This window comes from Hyalangium versicolor (assembly GCF_020103695.1).
Lineage (GTDB): Bacteria > Myxococcota > Myxococcia > Myxococcales > Myxococcaceae > Hyalangium > Hyalangium versicolor.
On record NZ_JAHXBF010000006.1, the window covers coordinates 97,575 to 118,734 of the forward strand.

17 protein-coding genes and 1 pseudogene are annotated in these 21,160 nt (G+C 68.3%); 12 read left to right on the forward strand and 6 right to left on the reverse strand.

Going from position 1 to position 21,160, the window contains the following annotated elements:
- Nucleotides 1-92 precede the first annotated feature (92 nt).
- From KY501_RS14290 to KY501_RS14340, 11 genes are all read left to right on the forward strand, one after another.
- On the forward strand, nt 93-1,628 hold the full coding sequence (locus KY501_RS14290) for an oligosaccharide flippase family protein (protein WP_224363483.1): 1,536 nt from the start codon (nt 93-95) through the stop codon (nt 1,626-1,628).
- Nucleotides 1,629-1,646: 18 nt separating this feature from the next.
- Nucleotides 1,647-2,267, forward strand: a complete 621-nt coding sequence (locus KY501_RS14295) for a polysaccharide biosynthesis/export family protein (RefSeq protein ID WP_224363484.1) — start codon at nt 1,647-1,649, stop codon at nt 2,265-2,267.
- Nucleotides 2,268-2,271: 4 nt separating this feature from the next.
- A complete protein-coding gene (locus tag KY501_RS14300) occupies nt 2,272-3,480 on the forward strand; it encodes a hypothetical protein (protein WP_224363485.1) in 1,209 nt (402 codons plus the stop codon).
- A 12-nt stretch (nt 3,481-3,492) separates the two neighbouring features.
- Nucleotides 3,493-3,666 carry a hypothetical protein gene (locus KY501_RS14305; protein ID WP_224363486.1) on the forward strand — a complete coding sequence of 58 codons (174 nt, stop codon included), beginning with the start codon at nt 3,493-3,495 and terminating at the stop codon, nt 3,664-3,666.
- Nucleotides 3,667-3,687: 21 nt separating this feature from the next.
- Nucleotides 3,688-4,113, forward strand: a complete 426-nt coding sequence (locus tag KY501_RS14310; protein WP_224363487.1) for a response regulator — start codon at nt 3,688-3,690, stop codon at nt 4,111-4,113.
- Nucleotides 4,097-5,593, forward strand: a complete 1,497-nt coding sequence (locus tag KY501_RS14315) for a GumC family protein (RefSeq protein ID WP_224363488.1) — start codon at nt 4,097-4,099, stop codon at nt 5,591-5,593. The genes KY501_RS14310 and KY501_RS14315 overlap by 17 nt, the downstream gene beginning before the upstream one ends.
- Before the next feature lie 28 nt (nt 5,594-5,621).
- Nucleotides 5,622-6,812, forward strand: a complete 1,191-nt coding sequence (epsU, locus tag KY501_RS14320) for an exopolysaccharide biosynthesis GT2 family glycosyltransferase EpsU (RefSeq protein WP_224363489.1) — start codon at nt 5,622-5,624, stop codon at nt 6,810-6,812.
- A 31-nt stretch (nt 6,813-6,843) separates the two neighbouring features.
- Entirely contained in the window at nt 6,844-8,394 is a 1,551-nt protein-coding gene (wzy, locus tag KY501_RS14325) for an exopolysaccharide repeat unit polymerase (RefSeq protein WP_224363490.1), read from the forward strand.
- 119 nt (nt 8,395-8,513) lie between these two features.
- Nucleotides 8,514-9,140 (forward strand): hypothetical protein, encoded by a 627-nt coding sequence (locus tag KY501_RS14330; protein ID WP_224363491.1) that lies wholly within the window; start codon nt 8,514-8,516, stop codon nt 9,138-9,140.
- Nucleotides 9,137-10,240 carry an exopolysaccharide biosynthesis glycosyltransferase EpsD gene (gene epsD / locus KY501_RS14335; RefSeq protein ID WP_224363492.1) on the forward strand — a complete coding sequence of 368 codons (1,104 nt, stop codon included), beginning with the start codon at nt 9,137-9,139 and terminating at the stop codon, nt 10,238-10,240. Before KY501_RS14330 ends, epsD begins: the two co-directional genes overlap by 4 nt.
- Before the next feature lie 50 nt (nt 10,241-10,290).
- Nucleotides 10,291-12,981: a glycoside hydrolase family 44 protein gene (locus KY501_RS14340; RefSeq protein WP_224363493.1), complete on the forward strand. Its 2,691-nt coding sequence runs from the start codon at nt 10,291-10,293 to the stop codon at nt 12,979-12,981.
- Here the strand turns inward: KY501_RS14340 and KY501_RS14345 are convergent.
- From KY501_RS14345 to KY501_RS14370, 6 genes and pseudogenes are all read right to left on the reverse strand, one after another.
- Nucleotides 12,896-14,020, reverse strand: a complete 1,125-nt coding sequence (locus KY501_RS14345; RefSeq protein WP_224363494.1) for an acyltransferase family protein — start codon at nt 14,018-14,020, stop codon at nt 12,896-12,898. The two genes, KY501_RS14340 and KY501_RS14345, sit on opposite strands and share 86 nt — an antisense overlap.
- Before the next feature lie 45 nt (nt 14,021-14,065).
- Entirely contained in the window at nt 14,066-14,854 is a 789-nt protein-coding gene (locus tag KY501_RS14350) for a WecB/TagA/CpsF family glycosyltransferase (protein ID WP_224363495.1), read from the reverse strand.
- The gene (locus KY501_RS14355) at nt 14,851-15,312 is read right to left on the reverse strand and encodes a GNAT family N-acetyltransferase (RefSeq protein WP_224363884.1); all 462 of its coding nucleotides are present in this window, start codon (nt 15,310-15,312) and stop codon (nt 14,851-14,853) included. Before KY501_RS14355 ends, KY501_RS14350 begins: the two co-directional genes overlap by 4 nt.
- Before the next feature lie 66 nt (nt 15,313-15,378).
- Nucleotides 15,379-15,825 (reverse strand): annotated as a pseudogene (locus KY501_RS14360) (NUDIX hydrolase); the annotation flags it as partial.
- On the reverse strand, nt 15,826-18,708 hold the full coding sequence (locus KY501_RS14365) for a TonB-dependent receptor domain-containing protein (RefSeq protein ID WP_224363496.1): 2,883 nt from the start codon (nt 18,706-18,708) through the stop codon (nt 15,826-15,828).
- Between the two features lie 105 nt (nt 18,709-18,813).
- Nucleotides 18,814-19,263, reverse strand: coding sequence for an HIT family protein (locus KY501_RS14370; protein ID WP_224363497.1), 450 nt, complete (start codon nt 19,261-19,263; stop codon nt 18,814-18,816).
- A gap of 188 nt (nt 19,264-19,451) precedes the next feature.
- Between KY501_RS14370 and KY501_RS14375 the strand changes: the two genes are divergently transcribed.
- Nucleotides 19,452-21,116: a carboxypeptidase-like regulatory domain-containing protein gene (locus KY501_RS14375; protein WP_224363498.1), complete on the forward strand. Its 1,665-nt coding sequence runs from the start codon at nt 19,452-19,454 to the stop codon at nt 21,114-21,116.
- Nucleotides 21,117-21,160: the final 44 nt, after the last annotated feature.

Below are 21,160 nucleotides of genomic sequence, written 5' to 3' on the forward strand. Positions count from 1 at the left end.
CGGCTCGGTGCGGGGGCGGGGAGGTTGCCCGCGAATTGACGTGGGTGTGGGGCTGTCGTTCACTGGCCTGGATCCCAACCGCAGCCGAGCCCATGTCCACGCAGACCCCAGATTCGAGTGCCGCGGCGTCTCCCCCGGCTCCGCAGCCCGCGGGGCTGGACGTGGCGACGTCCATGCGCAACGCCGTGAAGCTGGGCGGCTCGCTGATGGTGACGTACGGCATCGCGCTGGCGGTGCGCCTGCTGCTGCCGCGCGTGCTGGGCCCGGAGGCCTTCGGCCAGTTCAACTGGGCCTCGGAGGGCTTTACCGCCGTCTTCTTCGTGCTCGCCGGGCTGGGGCTGGAGGTCTACATCCGCAAGGAGGTGGCCCTCCGGCCGCAGCACGCCAGCGAGTTCTTCGGCGGCACGCTGCTGTTGCAGGTGCTGATGGCGGTGGTGCTGCTCGGCGTCATGCAGGGGTTGATGCACCTGGAGGGCAAGCCGGAACCTCTGCGGCTGTTGGTGTTGCTCCTGGGCTTGTACCAGCTCTTCTTCCGATGCAACGGGACGCTGGCGGCGGTGCTGCACGCGAGGGAGCGGGTGGATGGGCTCTCGGTGGCGAACATCGCCACCAAGTGCGTGTGGGGCGGTGGGCAGTTGCTCGTGCTGGCGCTGAAGCTGCCGCTGCCGTGGCTGGGCGTGCCGATTCTCGCCTCGGAGGTGGTGCGGGCGGCGGTGCTGTTCCGGCTCTCGCGGCGGCACGCGGGCCTGGAGTTCCGGCTGGACACGAAGGGCACGCGCGAGGCGCTCACGGGCGCGCTGCCATTCTTCCTCAACGAGGCGGCGCTGGCGGCCAACGGCCCCATGGGCATCTTCCTGCTGGGCTTCCTCACGAACACCACGGAGGTGGGCTGGTACGGCGCCGGGTGGAACCTGGCGGGCATGACGCTGATGGCGGCGCCGGTGCTCACCTGGGTGCTGATGCCGCTGCTGGCGCGCGCCGCGGCCCACTCGAAGGAGGAGCTGTTCCGCCTCACGCGCCGCACGCTCGAGGCGGTGTGCGCCTTCTCGATTCCCCTCACGCTGGCCATGGCGCTGGGCGCGGATACGTGGATCCACCTGGTGTACGGCGAGCGCTTCGCTCCGGCCGCGGCGGTGCTGCGGCTGCAGGCTCCCATTCTCGCGCTCACCTACGTGGCCATGGTGTGCGCCGCGGTGCTCACCGCGCAGGGCAAGGGCTGGTGGGTGACGCGCACTTCGGTGGTGTCCATGGTGCTCAACTCGGCCATCAACCTCACGCTGACGCGGCCCTTCCTGGCGTGGTTCGGACCGGTGGGAGGCGCGTGCGCCTCGGCGCTGGGGCTCTTCATCTGCGAAGTGGTGGCCGTGGCCCTGCTGGTGTGGGCCGTGGGGCGGCCTGCCTTCGACAGGCAGAGCCTCACGCGGCTGGCCAAGACGCTGATCATCTGCGCCGTGGTGACGGGCGTGCACCTGGCGCTCGTGGACCTGGGCCCGCTGCGGCTGGTGGTGGGCGCCAGCCTCTACATCGTCCTCGTGTTCGTGACTGGCGCGGTGCGCCTGGATGAGCTGCAAGGCCTGCTGCGCGTGGTGCGCCGGCGGGGCGCGCCGGTCCAGGCCCCCTCGGCGTGAGTGGGAGCTGAAAGATTTATGATGCGTCGTTCGAACTCCTCTCCCTTCCGTCTCCTCCCGGCCGTGTTGCTGGCGCTGGCGGCTTGCTACACGCCGGGCCGCTTCATCTGGGTGGACGACTACCGCGAGCCGCCCTCGCTGCAGGACGAGGGCTACATCATCCGCAAGGGTGACAGGCTCTACATCAAGGTCTGGAACCAGAACGAGCTGACGCTCGACAACGCGCTGGTCCGGGACGATGGCCGCATCACGCTGCCGCTGATCAACGACGTGGACGCGGCAGGGCTCACGCCGCCGGTGCTGGCGCGGCGCATCGAGGAGTTGCTCAAGCCCATGGTGAGCAACCCCGCCGTCACGGTGCGGGTGACGGAGCCCAAGAAGGTCCAGGTGGCGGTGCTGGGCGAGGTGAAGAGCCCGGGCATGAAGGAGCTGGAGCCTGGCTCCGGAGTGCTTCAGGCGTTGGCACAGGCGGCCGGCTTCACGGACTACGCGCAGCAGGACGGCATCTACGTGCTGCGCCGCCAGCCGGACAACCCCACCCCGCTGCGCATCCGCTTCAATTACGAGGCGGTCAGCCGCACGCAGGGCAAGGGGGCAGGGTTCGTCCTGCGCACCGGCGACGTAGTCGTGGTGGAATGAGCCGATGGCGGTCCTTCCTGCATTGGTGACGAGCATGGTGCTGGCGAGCTCGCCAGCCATGCGCTACTCGTCCCAGTTGCGCATGGAGAGCTTCCTGCGCACGGCGAACCTCTCGGAGACGCAGGACCGGGCCGTCATCGAGGACGTGGTCATCACTCCTCGCGGGCAGGTCATCTTCTACACGCCGCGCATGGAGCTGAAGGCCATCCTCGAGCCGCAGCTCCTGCTGCGCCGCTCCTTCACCCAGCCCACGCTGGAGGTGCTCACCTTCCTCTTCCTGCGCGGCGAGTACCAGGTCGCTCGCGGCTTCAAGACGTGGGCCCTGGAGTCGCTGACCTACGGCTACTTCCCCTTCGAGGACTTCCGCGTCCCCGCGCCCACCGACAACGGGGGCAGACGCCTGTTGGATGCCAGCAAGTACGCCTACTCGGAAAGCATGGTGGGCTTCGACTACACCGGCATTCGCCGCACATACATCGGTGTCGCGGGGGGCCTCGTCTTCAACGGCCTGCTGGATCCACCCACCACGCCGCACAATCCCAAGGACCGGATGACGCCCGCGCAGGTGAGCCCCGAGGTTCGGGCGCAGGCGTTCCACTCGGTGACGCGCCGCTTCGTCCTCGGGGGTGAGATCTACGCGCGGGATGTGAATTTCTCCACGGACGCGCACCTGACCGTGGCCCAGGCGACGCCCATCTTCCAGTACCTGTTCACGCCGCTCATCAACGGCCGCTTGCAGATAGGCGCCGCGGTGGGAGAGAGCCGCCCGCAGCAGGCCGAGGGGCTCCCGCTACCGAACCAGGACATTCTCATGCCCATCGGGGAGGCCGCGCTCCAGACGCCCGTCCCGGTGGGCTACCACTGGCCGGTGACGGCCAAGCTGGCGGTGCGCTACGCCTCCTTCGTGAATGCCTACAGCACCGCCTTCTTCCCGCGCGCGGAGGGCAGCTTCGCCCTCCAGTGGAAGGGCCGCCGCCAGGCCCAGGTCGACCTGGAGCTCTCCGCCGCACAGGCCGTCACGGATGGCCCTCACAGCCGCGATGGCGAAGAGCGCCTCTCGTTGAAAATCCAATGGCCGCTCACTCGCTCTTCGGCCGTGGTGGCGTCCGGAAGACTCTTGAGGCTGAGAGAATTTTTGATCGAGGACCAGCCCATCTATAAGTGGTTCGCGGGCGTTGGATTGGTGATCCGCCAGGAGAATGGTAGGCTTTAGTCCCACCAGGTCATGAAGAAGTTCCTGCTGTTATCCGTGTTGTACGCACTGATTCTGCTGCCGAGCCTGGCGGCGCGAGAGCGTCATCCGGTGCGGGGCGTCAAGAAGGCCATCCTGATGATGGTCATCTTCAATCTTTGTTACGCGTTTGCTGTGCTCGTCATCTGGCCGCGGCTCGACGATTAGGAGAGGACCCGGAACTCATCCATGGACGTCTCGCAACGCACGGTCCTGGTGGTGGAGGACTCGCCCCTGTTCCGAAAGATGGTGGGCGAGTTTCTGCACGCGCTGGGCATCTCGCGCGTCCAGGAGGCCTCCAACGGGCGTTCGGCGCTCGAGATGCTGGCCCACAGCCGGCCGGACCTGGTGTGTCTGGACCTGACGCTGCCGGACGTGTCCGGGTACGACGTGTGCGAGTACATCCGCGGCCAGCAGGAACTGGAAGGGCTGCCGGTGTTGATGATCAGCGCGCGAGGCACGTTGTTGGATCGCGCGCAGGCGGAAGAGGTGGGGGCGGATGGGTATCTGACCAAGCCCTTCACCCAGGAAGAGTTCGTGCAGCAGGTGCTGCGCCTGCTGGCGAGGGCGGCTGAGGCCACCTCGGGAGGTAAGAGCCATGTCCGCACCTCATGAGCTGCCCGAGCCCGAGCGTGATCAAGCCCCCATTTTCGACTGGGAGCAGATCCGCGACTACGTGGGGTACGTGCGCCACGCGGTGAAGCGGCACAAGTGGCTGGCGCTGGGCACGTTCCTGGTGACGGCGGTGCTGGCCATCTCGGCGGCGAAGCTCTTGCCTCGCACCTGGTACGCGGAGAGCAAGCTGCTGCCGCGCCGCACGGCGAGTACCATCATCCCCGGCCTGGTGAACCCGGAGCGCCCCAACATCCTCAACCCGGATCCGCCCAACCCCATGCGGCCGGTGAACGACGTGGACGGGCCGACGAAGGCCGCCGCGGAGGCGGTGCTGCGCCAGGACAACCTCGTCAAGCTCATCAAGGACTTGAATCTGCTGGACCGGTGGGAGGCCACGCGCCCGCCGCTGCTGCGCTTCAAGGACACGGTGATGCGGATGCTCACCTCGCCGCCGGACGAGGACGCGATGATGGACGGCATGGTGGGCACGCTCGAGAAGAAGATCTCGGTGAACACCAATGACGGCAAGGTGGCCATCGGGGTGGAGTGGGGCGATCCGCAGCTGGCCTACGAGCTGGTGGAGGCCGCGCAGCAGAGCTTCCTGGACAAGAGCAAGGAAGAGGAGCTCAGCAGCATCAAGGACGCCATCACCATCCTCCAGGAGCACGAGCAGCTGGCTGGCGTGGCGGTGAAGGAAGCCTACGAAGACTTCGCGCGGATCTTCTCCGACATCATGGTGGAGCGCCGGCGCGCGGTGGGTGACCCACGGTTGCTGCCGCGCTTCAGCTCCACGGACCAGGAGCTGGCGCAGTTGCGCTTCGCGATCCGCACCAAGCGGCGCGCCATCGCGGACGCGCAGGTGCAGCACAACCAGCGGATGACGGAGATGCAGGACGAGCTGGCGCAGAAGCGTGAGATGTACGCGCCGGACCATCCGTCCGTGGTGGAGATCGAGACGAAGGTGGCATCGCTGCGCCAGGGCTCGCCGCAGGTGAAGGCGCTGCAGTCCGAGGAGAAGGAGCTGCTGGCCGAGTACGCGGAGCTGGGCGGCAAGTCCATGCCGTTCCCGGACGAGCCGGTGCCCGACCCGTACGGCCTGGAGCGCGTGCTGATGGGCCTGTTGCCGGCGGTGTCGGAGAACCCGAGCGCGAAGGTGGCGGGCGAGCTGCTGCAGAGCCGGCTGAGCGCGCAGCAGCAGATCCTCAAGCGCATCGACTCGGCGAAGCTGGAATTGGACATCGCCTCGAAGGCGTTCAAGTACCGCTTCACGGTGCTCACGCCGGCCGAGTTCCCGCGCAAGCCCATCAAGCCCAACGCGCTGGTGATTGCCATGGGCGGCATCTTCGCCGGGTTGATCCTGGGTGTGTTCGCGGCGCTGGCGAAGGACGTGCTCAGCGGCCGGGTGCTGGAGAGCTGGCAGGTGGAGCGGGGGTTGGGCGTGCCCGTGCTGGCGGAACTGGACCGGGGTCCTTCGCAGTGAGCGTCATGGAGTCTGGGGTGATGCCGTGATGTGGGCCGATGTTCTGCTCCTGGTGCTGGCGCTGCCAGTGGTGCTGGCGTGCGGCTACCTGCTGCTGCTGACGGTGATGTCGGCGGACATGGAGGCGCCGCCGCGCGTGGCGCCACGCCTGAAGTTCGACATCATCGTCCCCGCGCACAACGAGGAGGGCGGCATCGCCTCCACGGTGGCGAACCTGTCCGCCCTGGACTACCCCACGGCGATGCGGCGCATCCTCGTGGTGGCCGACAACTGCTCGGACTCCACGGCGGAGCGGGCGCGCGAGGCGGGCGCCACGGTGCTGGTGCGCCACGACACGGAGAAGCGCGGCAAGGGCTTCGCGCTGGCGCACGCTTTCGAGCACAGCCTGAAAGAGGGCTTCGCCGACGCGGTGGTGGTGGTGGACGCGGACACGCATGTGTCGCCGCACCTGCTGCACTCCTTCGGCCTGCGGCTGGAGGCGGGAGCCAACGCCATCCAGGCGCACTACGGCGTGCTCAACCCGAACGCCTCGTGGCGTACGCGGTTGATGGCCATCGCGCTGGCGCTGTTCCACAAGGTGCGCTCGCTGGGCCGCGAGCGGCTGGGCGTCTCGTGCGGCCTGCGCGGCAACGGCATGTGCTTCAGCCACCGCGTCATCCGCGAGGTGCCGCACGACGCGTTCTCCATCGTGGAGGACCTGGAGTACGGCATCCGCCTGGGCCGCGCAGGCCACCGCGTGCACTACGCGTGGGAGGCCGAGGTGCTCGGGGAGATGGTGTCCTCGGAGAAGGCCGCCCGCTCGCAGCGCCGCCGCTGGGAGGGCGGACGCTGGGCGATGACGAAGCAGTTCGGCGTGCCGCTGCTGGGCGAGGCCCTGGACAAGCGCGACGACGTGCTGCTGGACCTGGCCATGGACTTGCTGGTGCCGCCGCTGAGCTACGTGGTGCTGGGCGCGGTGGCGGTGACGGCGGCCGCGGCGGGCCTCTCCGTGTGGCAGGGGCACGTGGCGTTCAGTGCCTGGGCGGCGGTGTTCTGCGTGGCCAGCCTGGGCGCATACGTGCTGCGCGGCTGGTGGGTGTCGGGCATGGGCGCGCGCGGACTGCTGGACCTGATGCGGGCCCCCTTCTATGTGATGTGGAAGGTGTGGCTGATGGTGGCGGGCCCTCGAGACAAGAAGGGGGAGTGGGTGCGGACCACCCGCGAGGCGCGCAAGCCCTGAGCTCGCGCCCGAGTGGAGCCCCCTGAGGACGATGGAAGCCTTCCTCTCCCGCACACCCGTGTTCCTTGTGCTGCTGAGCGGCGTGGTGATGGCCACGCTCGGGCTGCTCGTCCTGTTCCCGGCGGTGGCGGCGCTGCCCATGATGGCGGCCATGCTGCTCTGGGTGCTGGCCAAGGTGCCGGTGCGCTACCCCGTCCTCACCCTGCTCGCCATCCTCCTCATCATCGACTGCGCCGTGGAGGTGCCGTACTCGGGCCACTGGAGCTCACCCGTCTCCTTCATTGGCCGGCTGTTCTTCATCAACCTCAACGTCGTCACCGGCGTGCCCGGCCTGGGCTTCACGCTCATCGACCTGGCGGTGTTCGGGCTGATCGCCCTCTACATCTACCGCCAGGCCATGGGGCTGAAGACGGACGAGAAGATGACGCGGCTGCCCCGCCCGCTGATCATGTCGCTCCTGCTCATCCTGGCGACCATCACCTGGATGTACGTGTGGGGCGTGGCACGCGGCGGAGACGGACGCCCGGCGAAGTGGCAGCTCCAGAAGCTGCTGCTCATGCCGATGTTCGTGCTCCTCTTCAACGTCTCCATCAGGGGGCCCGAGGACTTCCGGCTGCTGGCGAAGATCATCGTCGGCGCCGCCTTCACCAAGGCGTTCCTGGGCGCCTTCTTCATCGTCTTCATCGCCCGGCCCCAGGGGCTCTACACCGAGTACGCCACCACGCACTCGGACACGATGATCTACGTCGCGGGGCTGGCCATCGCCCTGGCCCAGTGGACCGAGGAGCCCACCTGGAAGAACTTCCGGCGCATGGTGATCATCGCCAGCGTCATCCTCATGGGCATGAGCTACAACGACCGCCGCCTGGCGTACGCCAGCTTTGATCAGGCCGTGATCGCCATGTTCCTGATCAGCCCGATGACACGGGTGAAGCGCTATGTCACGCGCGCGTGCCTCGCCATGTCGCCGCTGATCCTCGCCTATATCGTCATCGGCTGGGCCAACCCGACGGGCATTTTCTCGCCCGTGAACACGATCAAGTCGATGATCGTCGGCGAGCACAACGACACCGGCGAGATGGATTACCGCGACGTGGAGAACTTCAACCTCATTTCCACCTGGCAGAGGAACCCTCTTCTGGGCACGGGCTATGGCCACGGCTTCGACGAAGTGATGAAGCTCGCGGACATCTCGCACCTGTTCGAGGACTACCTCTATCACCCGCACAACTCGGTGCTGGGCCTGCTCGCCTTCGGCGGCGTGGTGGGCTTCACCGGGGTGTGGCTGTTCGTGGCCCTCACCGTCTACTTCGCCGTGCGCTCCTACAACCGCACGCGCATCCCGCACTGGCGCGCGGCAGCCATGGTCGTGGTCGCCATCGTCTTCGCGTACATCAACCAGTGCTTCGGAGACATGGGCATCACCAGCTGGTACGCGATGATCCTCATGGCCCTGGCCGTCACCGTCTCGGGCAAGCTGGGCACCCTCACCGGAGCCTGGGCCCCGGTGGCTTCGCCTACCCCCACGGAGCGTGCACCCTTGCTGGGATCGTCGGTGCAGGAAGGAGCTGAGCGCACATGAGCCGCAAAGGAGCGCGTTCAGCACGAGCGGAAAGGCGGGCTCTGTCTGTTGAATCGCATGATCCTGCCCCAGGGGCACCACTGGGCAGCAGCCCGAAAATGAGTAGACTGGATCTGTCTATGTACGAGCCGACTGACAATTCGGGAGCTGGCTCGCCTCCGAGAGGAGGCGACGGGAACGGCGGCAAGCCGGGACCGGGTCGTCCGCGCCCCTGGTCTGTCGTCCGGGGCACGCCGACGCCGGTGCCCATCGCTCCGGAAGAGCCCTCCTACAACGAAGTCATTCCCAGCTCCGCGCCTCCGCCGGAGCCCATTCCCACCGAGCTGCTCCACCTGTGGACGCTGCTCACCCAGCGCGAGAAGTGGAACTCGCTGGTGGTGGTGCCGGCGCAGCCGGGGGCCTCGGGCCTCATGGCCGCGCGTGCCATCGTCGAGGTGGGCAGCCAGTACCGTGAGCGCCCCATCCGCCTCATCGACGCCGAGGGGCTGCCTCCTGGAGCGGGCTCGCGTCTGGTGCGGGACATGAAGGCCTTCATCGAGCAGGGCGGCATGGTCGTCTGCTGCATCGACTCGGTGCTCACCAACCCCGTGGGCCTCGAGGTGGCGCTGGCCGCCGAGCGCGCGCTGCTGTGCGTGCCGCTGGGCTCCACGCAGTTCTCCGCGGCGCGCAGCACGCTGGAGTTGATCGGCAAGGCGCGCTTCCTGGGCAGCGTCACGCTGCAGCAACGGGTGGGGAGCAGGAAGTGAGCGACTCCCCCTCGGCGGGCTCGGATGCTCCGCCGCGGAACAAAGCACAGCGGCCTCGGGTGAGCGTGGTGATGGCCACGTACAACCGGCTGGCCCTGCTCCCGCGGCTCCTCAAACAGCTCGCGCAGCAGACGCTGCCTCCCAGCGACTACGAAGTCGTGGTGGTGGATGACGGCTCCAAGGAGCCGGCGCAGGGGCCCCTGGAGGCGCTGGCTCGCGAGCTCCCGTACGCGCTGCGCGTGGAGACGCAGAAGAACGCGGGCGCGGCGGCGGCCCGGCACCGCGGCGTGCTCGCGGCTCACGGCGACGTCGTCATCATCACCGACGATGACATGCAGGTGCCGGAGGACTTCGTCCAGCGGCACCTGGAGCAGCACCCGCCGGGCTCGCGCCACGTGGTGCTGGGGCGCATCGATCCGGATCCGGCCATCGACGACATGCCGCTCTTCGAGCGCTGGTACGCGTACCTGCACGACAGACTGGCGCGCCGGCTCCACGAGGAGGGCGCCCACGGGTGGAACCTGTACACGGGCAACGTGTCGTTCCGCCGTGAGGACTACGTGGCGGTGGGCGGGTTCGATCCGAAGCTGAAGCAGTCCGAGGATATTGAACTGGGCATCCGGCTGGAGAAGGCGGGTTGCCAGGTGCGCTTCTGCAACGACTCGTACGTGCTCCACGGCTCGGACCACACGAGCTTCGAGAAGTGGCTGGCGCGGGCGCACCGCTACGGAATCATGGACTCGCGGCTGGCCGATCGGCACTCGGACGTGCCGCAGGTGGATCCGTGGCGGATGCTCTTCGAGATGAACGCGCTGGCCCGGCCGCTGCTGGCCACGGCGGTGGCGCTGCCCGGGCCGACCAAGCCAGTGACGGACGCGCTGATGGGCGCGGCGAAGCTGGCGGACCGGCTGGGGCTCGAGCAAGTGGCCTTCAAGAGCACCTCGGTGGCGTACACGATGGAGTACCTGCGCGGCGCGCGTGCGGAAGCGGGCTCGTGGCGGGAAGTGGCCCGGCGCATCGCGCGTTACCGGCAGGCGTCCACCCAGGCGGGAGCTGGTGCCGGGCAGGGCGCGGAGAAGGACTCGAGCGGAGAGCCATGAGACACGGAACCGGAGGGCGCCGCGGACAGGGCCTGACCGGAAGCAGCAGGATGGACCCGAGGCCGTGGGTGGCCTTGCTGGTGACGTGCGCCGCGCTGCTGTCGGCTTGTGAGAGCGATGGGCCGCGCATGGCGGCTCCGATGCCCGCGAAGGCGCCCGAAGCCGCGCCCCGGCCGAGCCTCACGCTGGAATTGCAACAGGTCATCTACCAGGACGGCGTGAAGCCGGGCTGGGAGGACGCGGGCTGGTCCGAGCGCGAGGTGCGTGCGGGGCCCGCGAAGGTGATCATGGCGGACATGGGCGGGTGGATGCTGAAGCACGCCGGTCCGCTCAAGGGCCGCTTCGGTGGCCTGGCGCTCCGCTACAAGGCTCCGAGCGGCTTCGGCGAGTTCCTGGAGGTCCGTCTGGACTCCGAGGGCAAGACGGCATTTCCGCGCGTACGGGTGAACGCGCGCCACGTGCTCGCGCAGGACGGCGACTGGGTGCAGTTGCTGATCCCCATGAGCGAGCTGAACCCGGACGCCAAGCCCTTCGATCGCGTGGTGCTCCGGGCGCACAAGAAGGTGGGCTCGGACTGGGTGGAGTTGGATCAGTTGGGGCTCACGCACCCCGGGGCGATGATGGCCGAGACGGGCTCGGGAGCGGCCTCGCTGACGCTGGTAGAGGTGGCATACCAGTCCGGCCTCAAGCCCGGCTGGGAGGCCGCGGGCTGGACCGAGCGCCAACTGGAGATGGGCGGCCCGGCGAAGGTGATGATGGAGGGGCTGGGAGGCTGGTCGCTGCGCCGGATGCAGCCGCTGGAGGGCCGCTTCGCGGGCCTGGCGTTCCGGTACAAGGCTCCGCCCGAATATGGGCAGTTCCTCGAGGTGCGGTTGGACTCCGGGGACAAGACGGTGTTCCCGCGGGTGCGCATCGAGGCCCGGCACATGGTGAGCCGCCAGGAGGACTGGGTGCAGGTGCTGGTGCCCTGGGCGGAGCTGAATCCGAAGATGGAGCGCTTCGATCGCGTCATCATGCGCGCGCACAAGAAGGTCGGCACCGAGTGGGTGCAGTTGGATGCGCTCGGCTTCACGAGCGGAGAGGCCACGGCGATGGGCACCCCGGCCGAGGGCATGGTGCGCACTCCGATGGGGCCCCCGAAGCCCGCGAGCCTGGCGGTGGACTGCACGGCGCCGGGGTACTCGATCAGCCCGCGGATCTACGGCATCGCGTTCAATGCGCTGAAGGAAGGCAAGGGCACGGATCAATGGGAGATGGGGGCCACGGTGCGCCGCTGGGGCGGCAACCCCACGAGCCGCTACAACTGGAAGTTGAACGCCTGGAACACGGCCAACGACTGGTTCTTCCGAAACACCGCGCCCGGAGACAATGCGCAGTTCGGCTATGACGAGTTCCTCATGGCCAGCCGGGCCCACGGGATGGATTCCGCGCTCACGTTGCCCCTGATCGGCTGGGTGGCCAAGGACACGCGCTCGGTGAGCTTCCCGCTGGCGAAGTTCGGCCCGCAGCAGCAGATGGATCCGGAAGTGAAGGAGGCCGGCAATGGCCGCTCCTCCTCGGGCAACGAACTGACGCCGCTGTCTCCCACGCAGACGAGCGTGCCGGCCCCGCCCGAGTTCATCGGCGAGTGGGTCCGCTCCCTGCGCCAGAAGGACATGTCGCGCGGGCGCAGCGTGCAGATGTACTTCCTCGACAATGAGCCGATGCTGTGGAACTCGACGCATCGGGACGTGCACCCGGCGCCCACCACGTACGACGAGCTGCTGGAGCGCACCATCTCCTACGGCACGGCGGTGCGCGAAGCGGATCCGGACGCGGTCATCGCCGGACCGGCGGAGTGGGGCTGGACGGCCTACTTCCGTTCTGCGGCGGACGTGGCCAAGGGCGCCTCGGCGGATGCGGACCGCAAGGCTCACGGCAACATGCCGCTGCTGCCCTGGTACCTGCGCAAGTTGCGCGAGCACGAAAAGAAGACGGGCGTGCGCCTGCTCGACGTGCTGGACGTGCACTTCTACCCGCAACAGGAAGGCGTCTCCTTCGACAAGGGCGAGAAGACGGATCCAGAGACGGCGGCGCTGCGCATCCGCTCCACGCGCGCGCTGTGGGACTCCAACTACAAGGACGAGTCGTGGATTGGAGAGCCCGTGCGGCTCATCCCCCGGCTCAAGAAGATGGTGGAGGAGAACTACCCGGGGCGTGGCCTCGCCATCGGCGAGTACAACTTCGGCGCCGCCCGGCACATGAGCGGCGGGCTGGCCCAGGCCGAGGCCCTCGGCCGCTTCGCGGAGGGTGGACTCACCGCGGCCTTCTACTTCACCTACCCGCCGGCCCGCAGCCCCGCCTGGTGGGCGTTCCGCGCCTACCGCAACTTCGACGGGCAGGGCGGCAGCTTCCAGAACACGTATGTCCCCTCGAGCGCAGGGGAAGGCACCTCGCTCTTCTCCTCTCGCAGCGACGATGGGCGGCGCGTGGTGGCCGTGGCCCTCAACCTGGAGCCGGACACGGCTCGCAATGCCCGGGTGGACCTGAAGGGCTGCGGCATGCTGAAGGGCGCCCGGGTGTTGACGTACGCGGGTGAGGCCAACGGCTTCTCCGAGCGCCCCGCCACCGCGGTGAGCGCCGGCATGCTGGAGGCGCAGCTGCCGCCCTACTCCATCACGGTGCTGGACTTGACGCTGGAGCCGTCGAAGCCACCCGCGAAGGCTCCGCAGGCGAAGGGCCGGCGGCCAGACGCTCCTTGAGGCGCAGGAAGCGGCTCTCGAAGTAGCGGTAGCTCAGGCCCGCCATCACCACCGTCAGCGCCAGGGTGAGCGCGAAGTTCACCTCGAAGCCCTGGCCCGGCACCGCCCGGCGCACCACGTTCAGCGCCAGCATGTGCATCAGGTAGATGCCGTAGCTGATCAGCCCGATGTAGCGCACCGGCCGCAGCGCGAGCACGGGCATGAGCCAGTGGTCCGTGCGGATACAGGTGGCCGTCACCAGCCCCGCCATCAGGCTCGAGGTGAGCCAGAAGGGCGTGCCGTTCGTCCCCACCGCCAGCAGCACCAGGACCATCATCAGCGGCGCGGCCCACGCAGGGCCGAGCATGCGGTACACCCAGGAGAAGCCTCGGCGCGAGTGGACCGCATAGGCCGCCAGGCACCCCATGCAGATGGAGGGCGAGAAGCTGGCCAGGATGCGCACCGAGAGCACCGATTCATCCAGCATCCCCGCCTCCACCGCCCACGGCGCCCAGACGGCGATGATCAGCAGCCCCGTCATGAAGAACACCGCGCCCCAGCGGTGCGCCAGCCGCATGACGCCGGGCCACAGCAGGTAGAACTGCTCCTCGGTGGCCAGCGACCAGGCGAAGTAGAAGATGATTCGCTTGTCTGGTTCGAGCATGACGAACCAGTTGGACGTGTACGTGAGGAAGGCAGGCAGGTTGCGGAAGAAATCCGCCTTCTCCGAGCCGCCCTTCTCGAACAGCAGCGTGAGCACCACGTACGCACCGAGCACCGCGTAATACAGCGGGAAGATGCGCAGCGCGCGCCGGCCGTAGAAGCGCGCCAGCGAGATGTGCCCGTGCGTGTCCGTCTCTCGCAGCAGCAGCGAGGTGATCAGGAAACCGCTGATGGCGAAGAAGAGCGACACACCCAGGTAGCCTCGGCCCAGAAAGCCCGAGTGGTGTCCCGACACGTGGTAGGCCACCACGAGCATGATGCTCAGGCAGCGCAGACCGTCGAGCCCCGGGAAGATGCGGGTGCGCAGGAACTGCTCATGGGCGCGGGCGGTATCCATCCAGGGACAAGGAACGCGCACTTTACAGCGCGCCACAAGGGGGGGTCATCCGGAGTGCTCACCACCCTCGGATGCCCGAGGGCCGACCAGGCGCGTTACAGCCACGTGGGAGAAGAAGACGGGAATTCCCAACAGATACCGTTTGGCCAGACGCTGGGGCTCCAGGTAGAGCCGATACACCCACTCCAAACCCGTGTTTCGCATCAACTCCGGAGCCCGGCTTACTTTGCCTCCCAAGAAATCCAGGATGGCACCGCCATTCACGATGAGTACGGGTTGAGACAGGTGCTCGCGCAGCCGGACGGCGATGTCTTCCTGTTTGGGCATGCCCATGGCGAGGATGATGAGCTCCGGCTTTGTTTCAGCGGCCAGCTCCAGATACTTCTCAGGCGGCGAGAAGCCGTCGTGGCAGGCCACCACGTTCAAGCCCTCGTCCTCCAGCTTCCGCCGCGCCGTGTCGAGCCAGGGTGAGCGGGTGCCAAACAACCCGGCCCGGCGGCCTCTGTACGCGCGGGCAATCTTGGGGATGAAGTCCGTGCCGTTCATGTTCAGGCCGGGCGCGTGTCCGAAGGCCTTCAGCCCCAGCTTCACGCCAATGCCATCGCGCAGCAGGAGATCCGAGCGCAGCAGGCTCTCCAGCATGCCCGGCGTGTTCCACCCCAGGTTGGCCGCGTGCGCGTTGACGAACGAGACGATGTAGGGCCGCTCGGGGTGCTGCAGCCGCTCGAGGAGCGCGTCATGGGCCCGCTCGTCTTCGATGAGGTGGATGCGGCGGTGCAGCTCGAGGAAGTCACGCGTGCGTGCGGCCAGCGTGCGCTCTGGGGTACCCGTCATGCCTCCTGGCTCCTCCCGCCGGGGAACATAGATGAGCCGAGTGTCTTGCGCATATGGCGGTGAGGGACATTCACCTCGGTGAAGGGCTCGCCATACACCTCGTAGCCGAGGCGCTCGTAGAAGGGGACCACGGCGGCCCGGGCGTGCAGGTGCACGTGCGTGAAGCCTTTCCGCCGCAGCTCTTGCTCCAGCGCCACGACGAGGCGCGCGCCCAGCCCGCGGCCCTGGAGCGACGGGTGCACGGCCATCTGGAAGAGGCGGCCCTTAAGGGCATCCTCGGGGTGGAAGAGGACGCAGCCGACCACCTGGGTGCCCTGCTGAGCGACGAGGTGGAGGCTCTCTGCCTCGAAGGGGAAGGTGACGGCCGAGCGAGGGAAGCCCAGGGGTTCGCGCAGCACGCGGAAGCGCAGCTCCAGCTCCTCGGGGTAGAGGGCGTGCCCGGGTTGGATGAAGTGCAGCGTGGGGGGGGCGCGGCGCCGGGCAGCCTCGGTGAGGTAGGCACGCACGGGAGAGGACAGCGGCAGTTGGAGCGCGGCGTCCACATCCATGAAGGCGGCCCACACCACCTCGCGGCGATCGATGGTGACCTGTGGCTCGGCTTCCACCTCCACCTCGACGAAGAAGACGTGGTCGCGCTTGAACTCGTCCCAATCCACCACGTCGTAGGTGGGGCGCAGTTGAGCGGCGTCGAGCGTGAGGCCGACCTCCTCGCGGAGCTCGCGCAGGCCCGTCTGGACGTGGGACTCGCCAGCATGGGGGCCGCCTCCGGGCATGCTGAACTGGCGCTTGTAGGAGTTCTGTAGCAGCAGCACGCGCCGGCCGTGCCACACGCCGACGAAGACGCCTTCAATGGAGGGGCGGCGCACGAACCAGTACGCCATGGCCAGCGAATAGGCGCCGCGGTACGCCACGCGCAGCAGGGCATCGGTCACCTGTCGTGCCGCCTCGCGGGCCTCGGTCAGGGTGCTCATTCAGTAGGAGCCGGTGAGCTGCAGGGTGAAGGTGCGGCCGTATTGGGGAACGGGCATCGCGGAGGTTTCCGAGTTCACCGGCAGACGGTACTGCGCGTCCAGCAGGTTCTGCACGCCCGCGAAGTAGCGGAAGCGCGAGAACTCTCCCGACAGGCCCACGCCCAGCAGCAGCGCCTCGCCGATCTTCGGGCCATCCTCGTCGCTGTTGCGAGCGCTCTGGTAGGTGGCCTGGGCGGCCAGCCGCACCTCGCCCGTGCCCAGCGGCAGCAGCATGCGGCCGGAGACGATATGGGCGGGCTTGGCGTGCTGCACTTCGTCCAGCACGTGGCGCAGGGTGACGTAGGAGTAGCTCAAGTCCACCAGGAGGAAGCGGCCGGGTTGCCAGTGCACGCCGGCCTCGGCCCCCCACGCGAGCGTCGTGGTGGAGCTGTTCTGGAACAGCACGCACTGCAGGGTGCCCACGGGCTCTCCGCACAGGGGCGTTGGCAGATCGTCTACCGCCAGCGTCACGAGGTTGGAGATGCGGTTGTGGTAGCCCGCGACGGTGAGGCGCAGCTCGTCCGTCAGATCGTGCGAGTGCTCCAGCTCGAAGGTGGTGATGGTCTCCGGGGACAGCCCCTCGGCGGGCCGCTGGGTGGCGAAGAAGTCCTGATAGAAGAGCTCGTAGACGTTGGGAGCCCGGAAGGCCCGGCCGGCGACGAGCTTGGTGAGGCCTCCGCTGTACGGCCGCCCGATGAGGGCCAGGCGGGGGGTGATGGGCAGGGAATCCAGGTCCAGGTACTTGTCCGCGCGCAGGCCCGCGGACAGGATCAGCCGCGGGTGGAGGCGCCACTCGTCCATCAGGTAGAGGGACAGCAGCGTGCGCGTCTTGGTCGGCAGCGGCACGCCTCCTCCGGTGCCATAGCTCTCCTGCTCCACGCGGAGCTGCCCCTGGCCCTCTGTACCCACGGTGAGGTGGTTGCCGTCGAACAAGGCCAGCCGGATGCGGGCCTCGGCGGAGACCCAGTCGGCGCGGCCGCCCTCGGACTCCCGGGTGAGCTCTTCGTCGGCATCGTCCTTGCTGTCCTCGTACATCCTGTCGCCGCGGTAGCGGCTCATGTCGAAGGAGCCACGCACGGAGATGTCGACGCTGTCGCTCAGGACGCGCTCATAGCGCGCCTCGAAGAAGCCCCGCGTGTCCAGCGACTGGGTGCCCTTGGCGCCGATGACGCTGCCGAAGGGGCCGGTGGGGATCTCCTTCACGCGGCTGTTGATGCGGCCCATGAGCGTGAGGTAGCCCAGGCGCGCATACAGGGAGCCGCCAAGGGTTCGCTCGCCATCGAGTCCCGCCACGCGGGTGGTGGGGTCCAGCAGCGTCGTCTCGGCGCCCGTGGCGCGCATCACCGCGGCGGACAGGAGCACGGAGCGATTCTGGCCATCCTCCCAGCCCGCGGAGGCCCGCAGGCCCGTGGTCCCGAGCGCCCCCACCGCACCCGTCACCTCCACGTGTCGCTCCACGCCCAGCGATTCACGGGGCACCACGTTGATGACGGCGAAGAATGCGCCCGTGCCGTACAGCGCGCTGCCCGGGCCGCGGACGACCTCGATGCGCTCGACTTCCTCCAGGTCCACCGACAAGTCGTGCGCCGCGTAACCCTGGCCGGCCCACACGTCATTCATCGAGTGGCCATCCCAGAGGATGAGGATGCGGGTGTTCAGGTCTCCGGGTGGGGAGAAGCCGCGCACGCCCACATAGGTATAGGTGCGGTCATCGGAGAGGAAGAAGCCGCGCACGCCCGCCACGGCCTCGGCGAGCGTCCGCCAGCCGAAGGAGCGCAGCTCCTCCTGGGTGAGCACGGTGGTGGAGGCGGGGGCCTCGTCCACGGAGGTGAGGCCCTTGGAGGCGGCGCGCACGGGCGGAGGCGCGTAGCGCAGCTCGGCGTGGATCTTCACCTCCTGGTCGGCGACCACGGTCACCTCCTGCCGGAGGGGACGCACCTCGAGGCTCTCCACCTCGAGGATGTGTTCGCCCTCGGGGAGGGTGACGACGGTGGGGGTGAAGCCGGCGGGCTTGCCATCCACGCGCACGGTGGCGCTGTCGCGGTTGGCGGTGACGACGAGACGCCCGGTGGGCCGGGCCTGGGGGCCCAGTGCCACGGGGACCTTCACGGTGCCATCGGCGGGGACCTCGACGACGATCTGCGCCGAGGCGTGGCCGGGCGCGCGCACGTACAGCACGTGCTGTCCGGGCGGGAGGTTCAGCTTGCCAGGGACCTGGGCGAGGGCCGCGCCTTCCGAGGAGGTGCGCACCTCGGCGCCGGCGGGGGTGCCGGAGAGCTCCACGGTGCCGGTGATGAGGGCCAGCGCGAAGTCCTGCGAGACGGAGCGGCCCCTGCTGACGACGACGGAGGCCTCGGCGGGGCGATAGCCCTCCTTCTTCACCATCACCGTGTGGCGGCCAGGGGACAGCGCGAGCGTCTGCGGCGAGCGGCCGCGGCTGCCCAGATCCGCGCGATCGATGTAGACCTCGGCGCCATCGGGGGTGGTGGCCACGCGCACGAGCGCCACCTTGGGGCGGAGTCGCTCCAGCGCGCGGCGGACCTCGGCGGCATCCTCGTCGGGGAGGGGCTCTCCGGCGAGCAGATCGTCGTAGTAGCGGTAGGCCTCGTTGAAGCGGTTCTGCGCCTCGTAGCAGCGGGCGATGTTGAAGAGGACGTTGCGGTTGGGGACGAGGCGGTAGCTGTTGAAGTAGGAGCGGAGCGCCTCGTTGTAGTTACCCTTGGCGTAGGCCTCGTTGCCGAGCTCGAAGGCCACGTCCGCTTCATCCGCGGTGTTGTTGGCCAGCGCGAGGCTGGGGGCGAACAGCAGCGACAGGGCGACCAGGGCGGAGCGAAGCGAGGGCATGGGGCGCCGGCATTCTCCCTACCTGGAGCGGTGAGGTCCACGGTCGGACACGCAAAATCCGCTGTCAGCCCGGGCAGGCAGGCGAGCACCGGCGCGGGCGAGCGCTCAGGGCCGCGGGTTCAGGGCGGTGGCGAGGGTTCGGGCCGCGGCTTCCAGTTCCTCGTTGGAGCGGTGCTCGGAGGGAGGCGCGTCGAAGACGGCGCGGCCCCACAGGTGCTGCGGTGTGTCGGGGAAGCGAGGCACGAGGTGGAGGTGGAAGTGGCGGAGCACGTCGCCGATGGCGAAGGCATAGGCGTGCTCGGCTCCGAGGGCCTCGCGCTGGGCGCGCATCACCCGGGCGGCGAAGGCGCCAAGCTCCCGGGCCACGGACTCGTCCAGATCATAGAGGGCGCGGGCGTGGCGCTCGCTGGAGATGACGACCCAGCCGGGCACGGGGCTGGGCGAGGCGACGCCGTGGAGCACGAGGCCGGGGGCACGGGCGATGATCCCGCCTGGCGGGCGAGTGGCTCCACTGACGATGGCGCAGCCCAGACACGGATGGTTCACGTCGATCATAAGGGAAAACCGTATCAGTGACCCAAGGAGGCAAGCGCGTCCATGCCCTTTCGGCCGAGCGGCCCAGGGACGCGACAGGTTGATCCAGCGGGCACGACCTTGACGCCGCGTGCCGGAGTCGGAGAGTGTCGCCCCGCCGCCAAGTGTCGCGGCGTTGACTCTTTAGAATGACTTCAAAGGTGGGGACGATGAAGAAGCTGGTGATGGCCCTCGTGCCGGCCATGGTGCTTGGCTGCGGTGAGTCGGAGGATTTGAACGGGGACGGGATTGCGGATGGGGTTCAGGATCCGAACAACGTATCGGTGGTGGTTCCCGCGACTCCGAAGGGCACGGTCTCCGGCCAGGTGCTGAGCACCAGTCTGGTCCCGCTGACGGATGTCACGGTGTCGCTCACCATCGGTGGCACGACCGCGGACTCGAAGAAGGCCATGACGAACGCCGAGGGCAACTTCGTGTTCAGTGACGTGCCGGCGGGTGCCCAGGTGCTGCTGACCTTCAGCAAGCAGGGCTATGCCACGCTGCGCGCCACGTCCGAGGTACCTTCGTCGGCCGGCAACGTCCCGATCAACAACGGCAACGCGAGCTTTGGCCCCGTCACGCTGGCCCAGCTCAACGGCTCGCTGCGCTTCCAGGTGGTGTCCCCGACGGGGCAGCCCGCCGCGGGCGTGCACGCGACCATCGAGGCCTCTCCGGCGGGCACGGTCGTCCTGGGCAACTACGAGTACACGCCGCAGTCGGTGAGCACGGTCGTGGTCGAGGCCGTCTCCAACCAGGACGGGCTCCTGGTGTTCGAGAACCTGCCCTCGGCCGCGGAGCTGGCTCGCCTGCCCAGTGGCAGCTACAGCCTGTGGGTGTCTCCGCTGGATGCCAACGGTGACGGTATTCCGGAGAGCGGCGGTTTCGTGAGCAACTACCCCGGTGCGAACGTCGTCGCCAACAGCACCATCCGCACCATCAGCCTGCCCTATGCGCGCCCGCAGGCTGGCGTGCTGGCCATCGAGAACAGCAACGTGGGCAGCCTCCGGGCCGCAACCGACTATGACCCGCTCCGGAACATGGTGAAGCCGGGCCAGCCCATCTACCTGTACTTCAACCAGGCCGTGCAGTCGGACTCGCTGCTGGTGCGCCTGACGGACGAGTACGCCAGGGAGTCGTTGCCCATCACCGCGACGGTGGGCAATGGAGGGTACTCGGCCACGCTCACTCCGGGCTCGGGCGTCATCCAGGAGGGCAAGGAGTACAACCTGAACTTCCGTGCCGTGTCCCGCGAGGGTGGCTCCGTCCTGAGCCCCACCTCGGCGTTCTTCTTCGGTGGTGAGCCGGCCAACTCCCCGCCGGTGAGCATCACGGAGGTTCGCTACCAGGAGACGGTGGCGCCTCCTGCCGCGGGCGCGACGCAGATCAACAACGGCGAGAAGGTCTATGTGAACTTCAGTGCTCCGCTGGCACGCACCTTCAGTGGTGCCGTCTATGCGCAGGTCTTCTTCAATGCGGACATCGATGGCAACGGCAGCATTGGCAAGGGGTCCAGGGGTGAGGTGGGGAATGACAGCGGTGAGGGTTTTGACCTGATCGCGGATGAACCCACGGGCCCCTACCAGACCAGCACCAACCGGCCTGAGCTGCCGGTCTTCTCGATCGCGGCTTCGGGGTACACCACCCGGTACTCGTTCACGTTCACGACGACTCTGACCGGCGGTCTGAGCGCCGCCAACTTCCCGCTGACGGTGGCGTTCTCGAAGCTGCCGTTCCGGACGACGGGCACCTACCAGAGCATCTGGGGCGAGCCGATCACCGGGGATCTGTCGGCCACCACCGCCGTCCAGCAGCCGGCCCCTGTGAACACTCCGTGATGGGGTGAACTGAACCCACACGGTATGTCGTGCCGCCGCCCTCT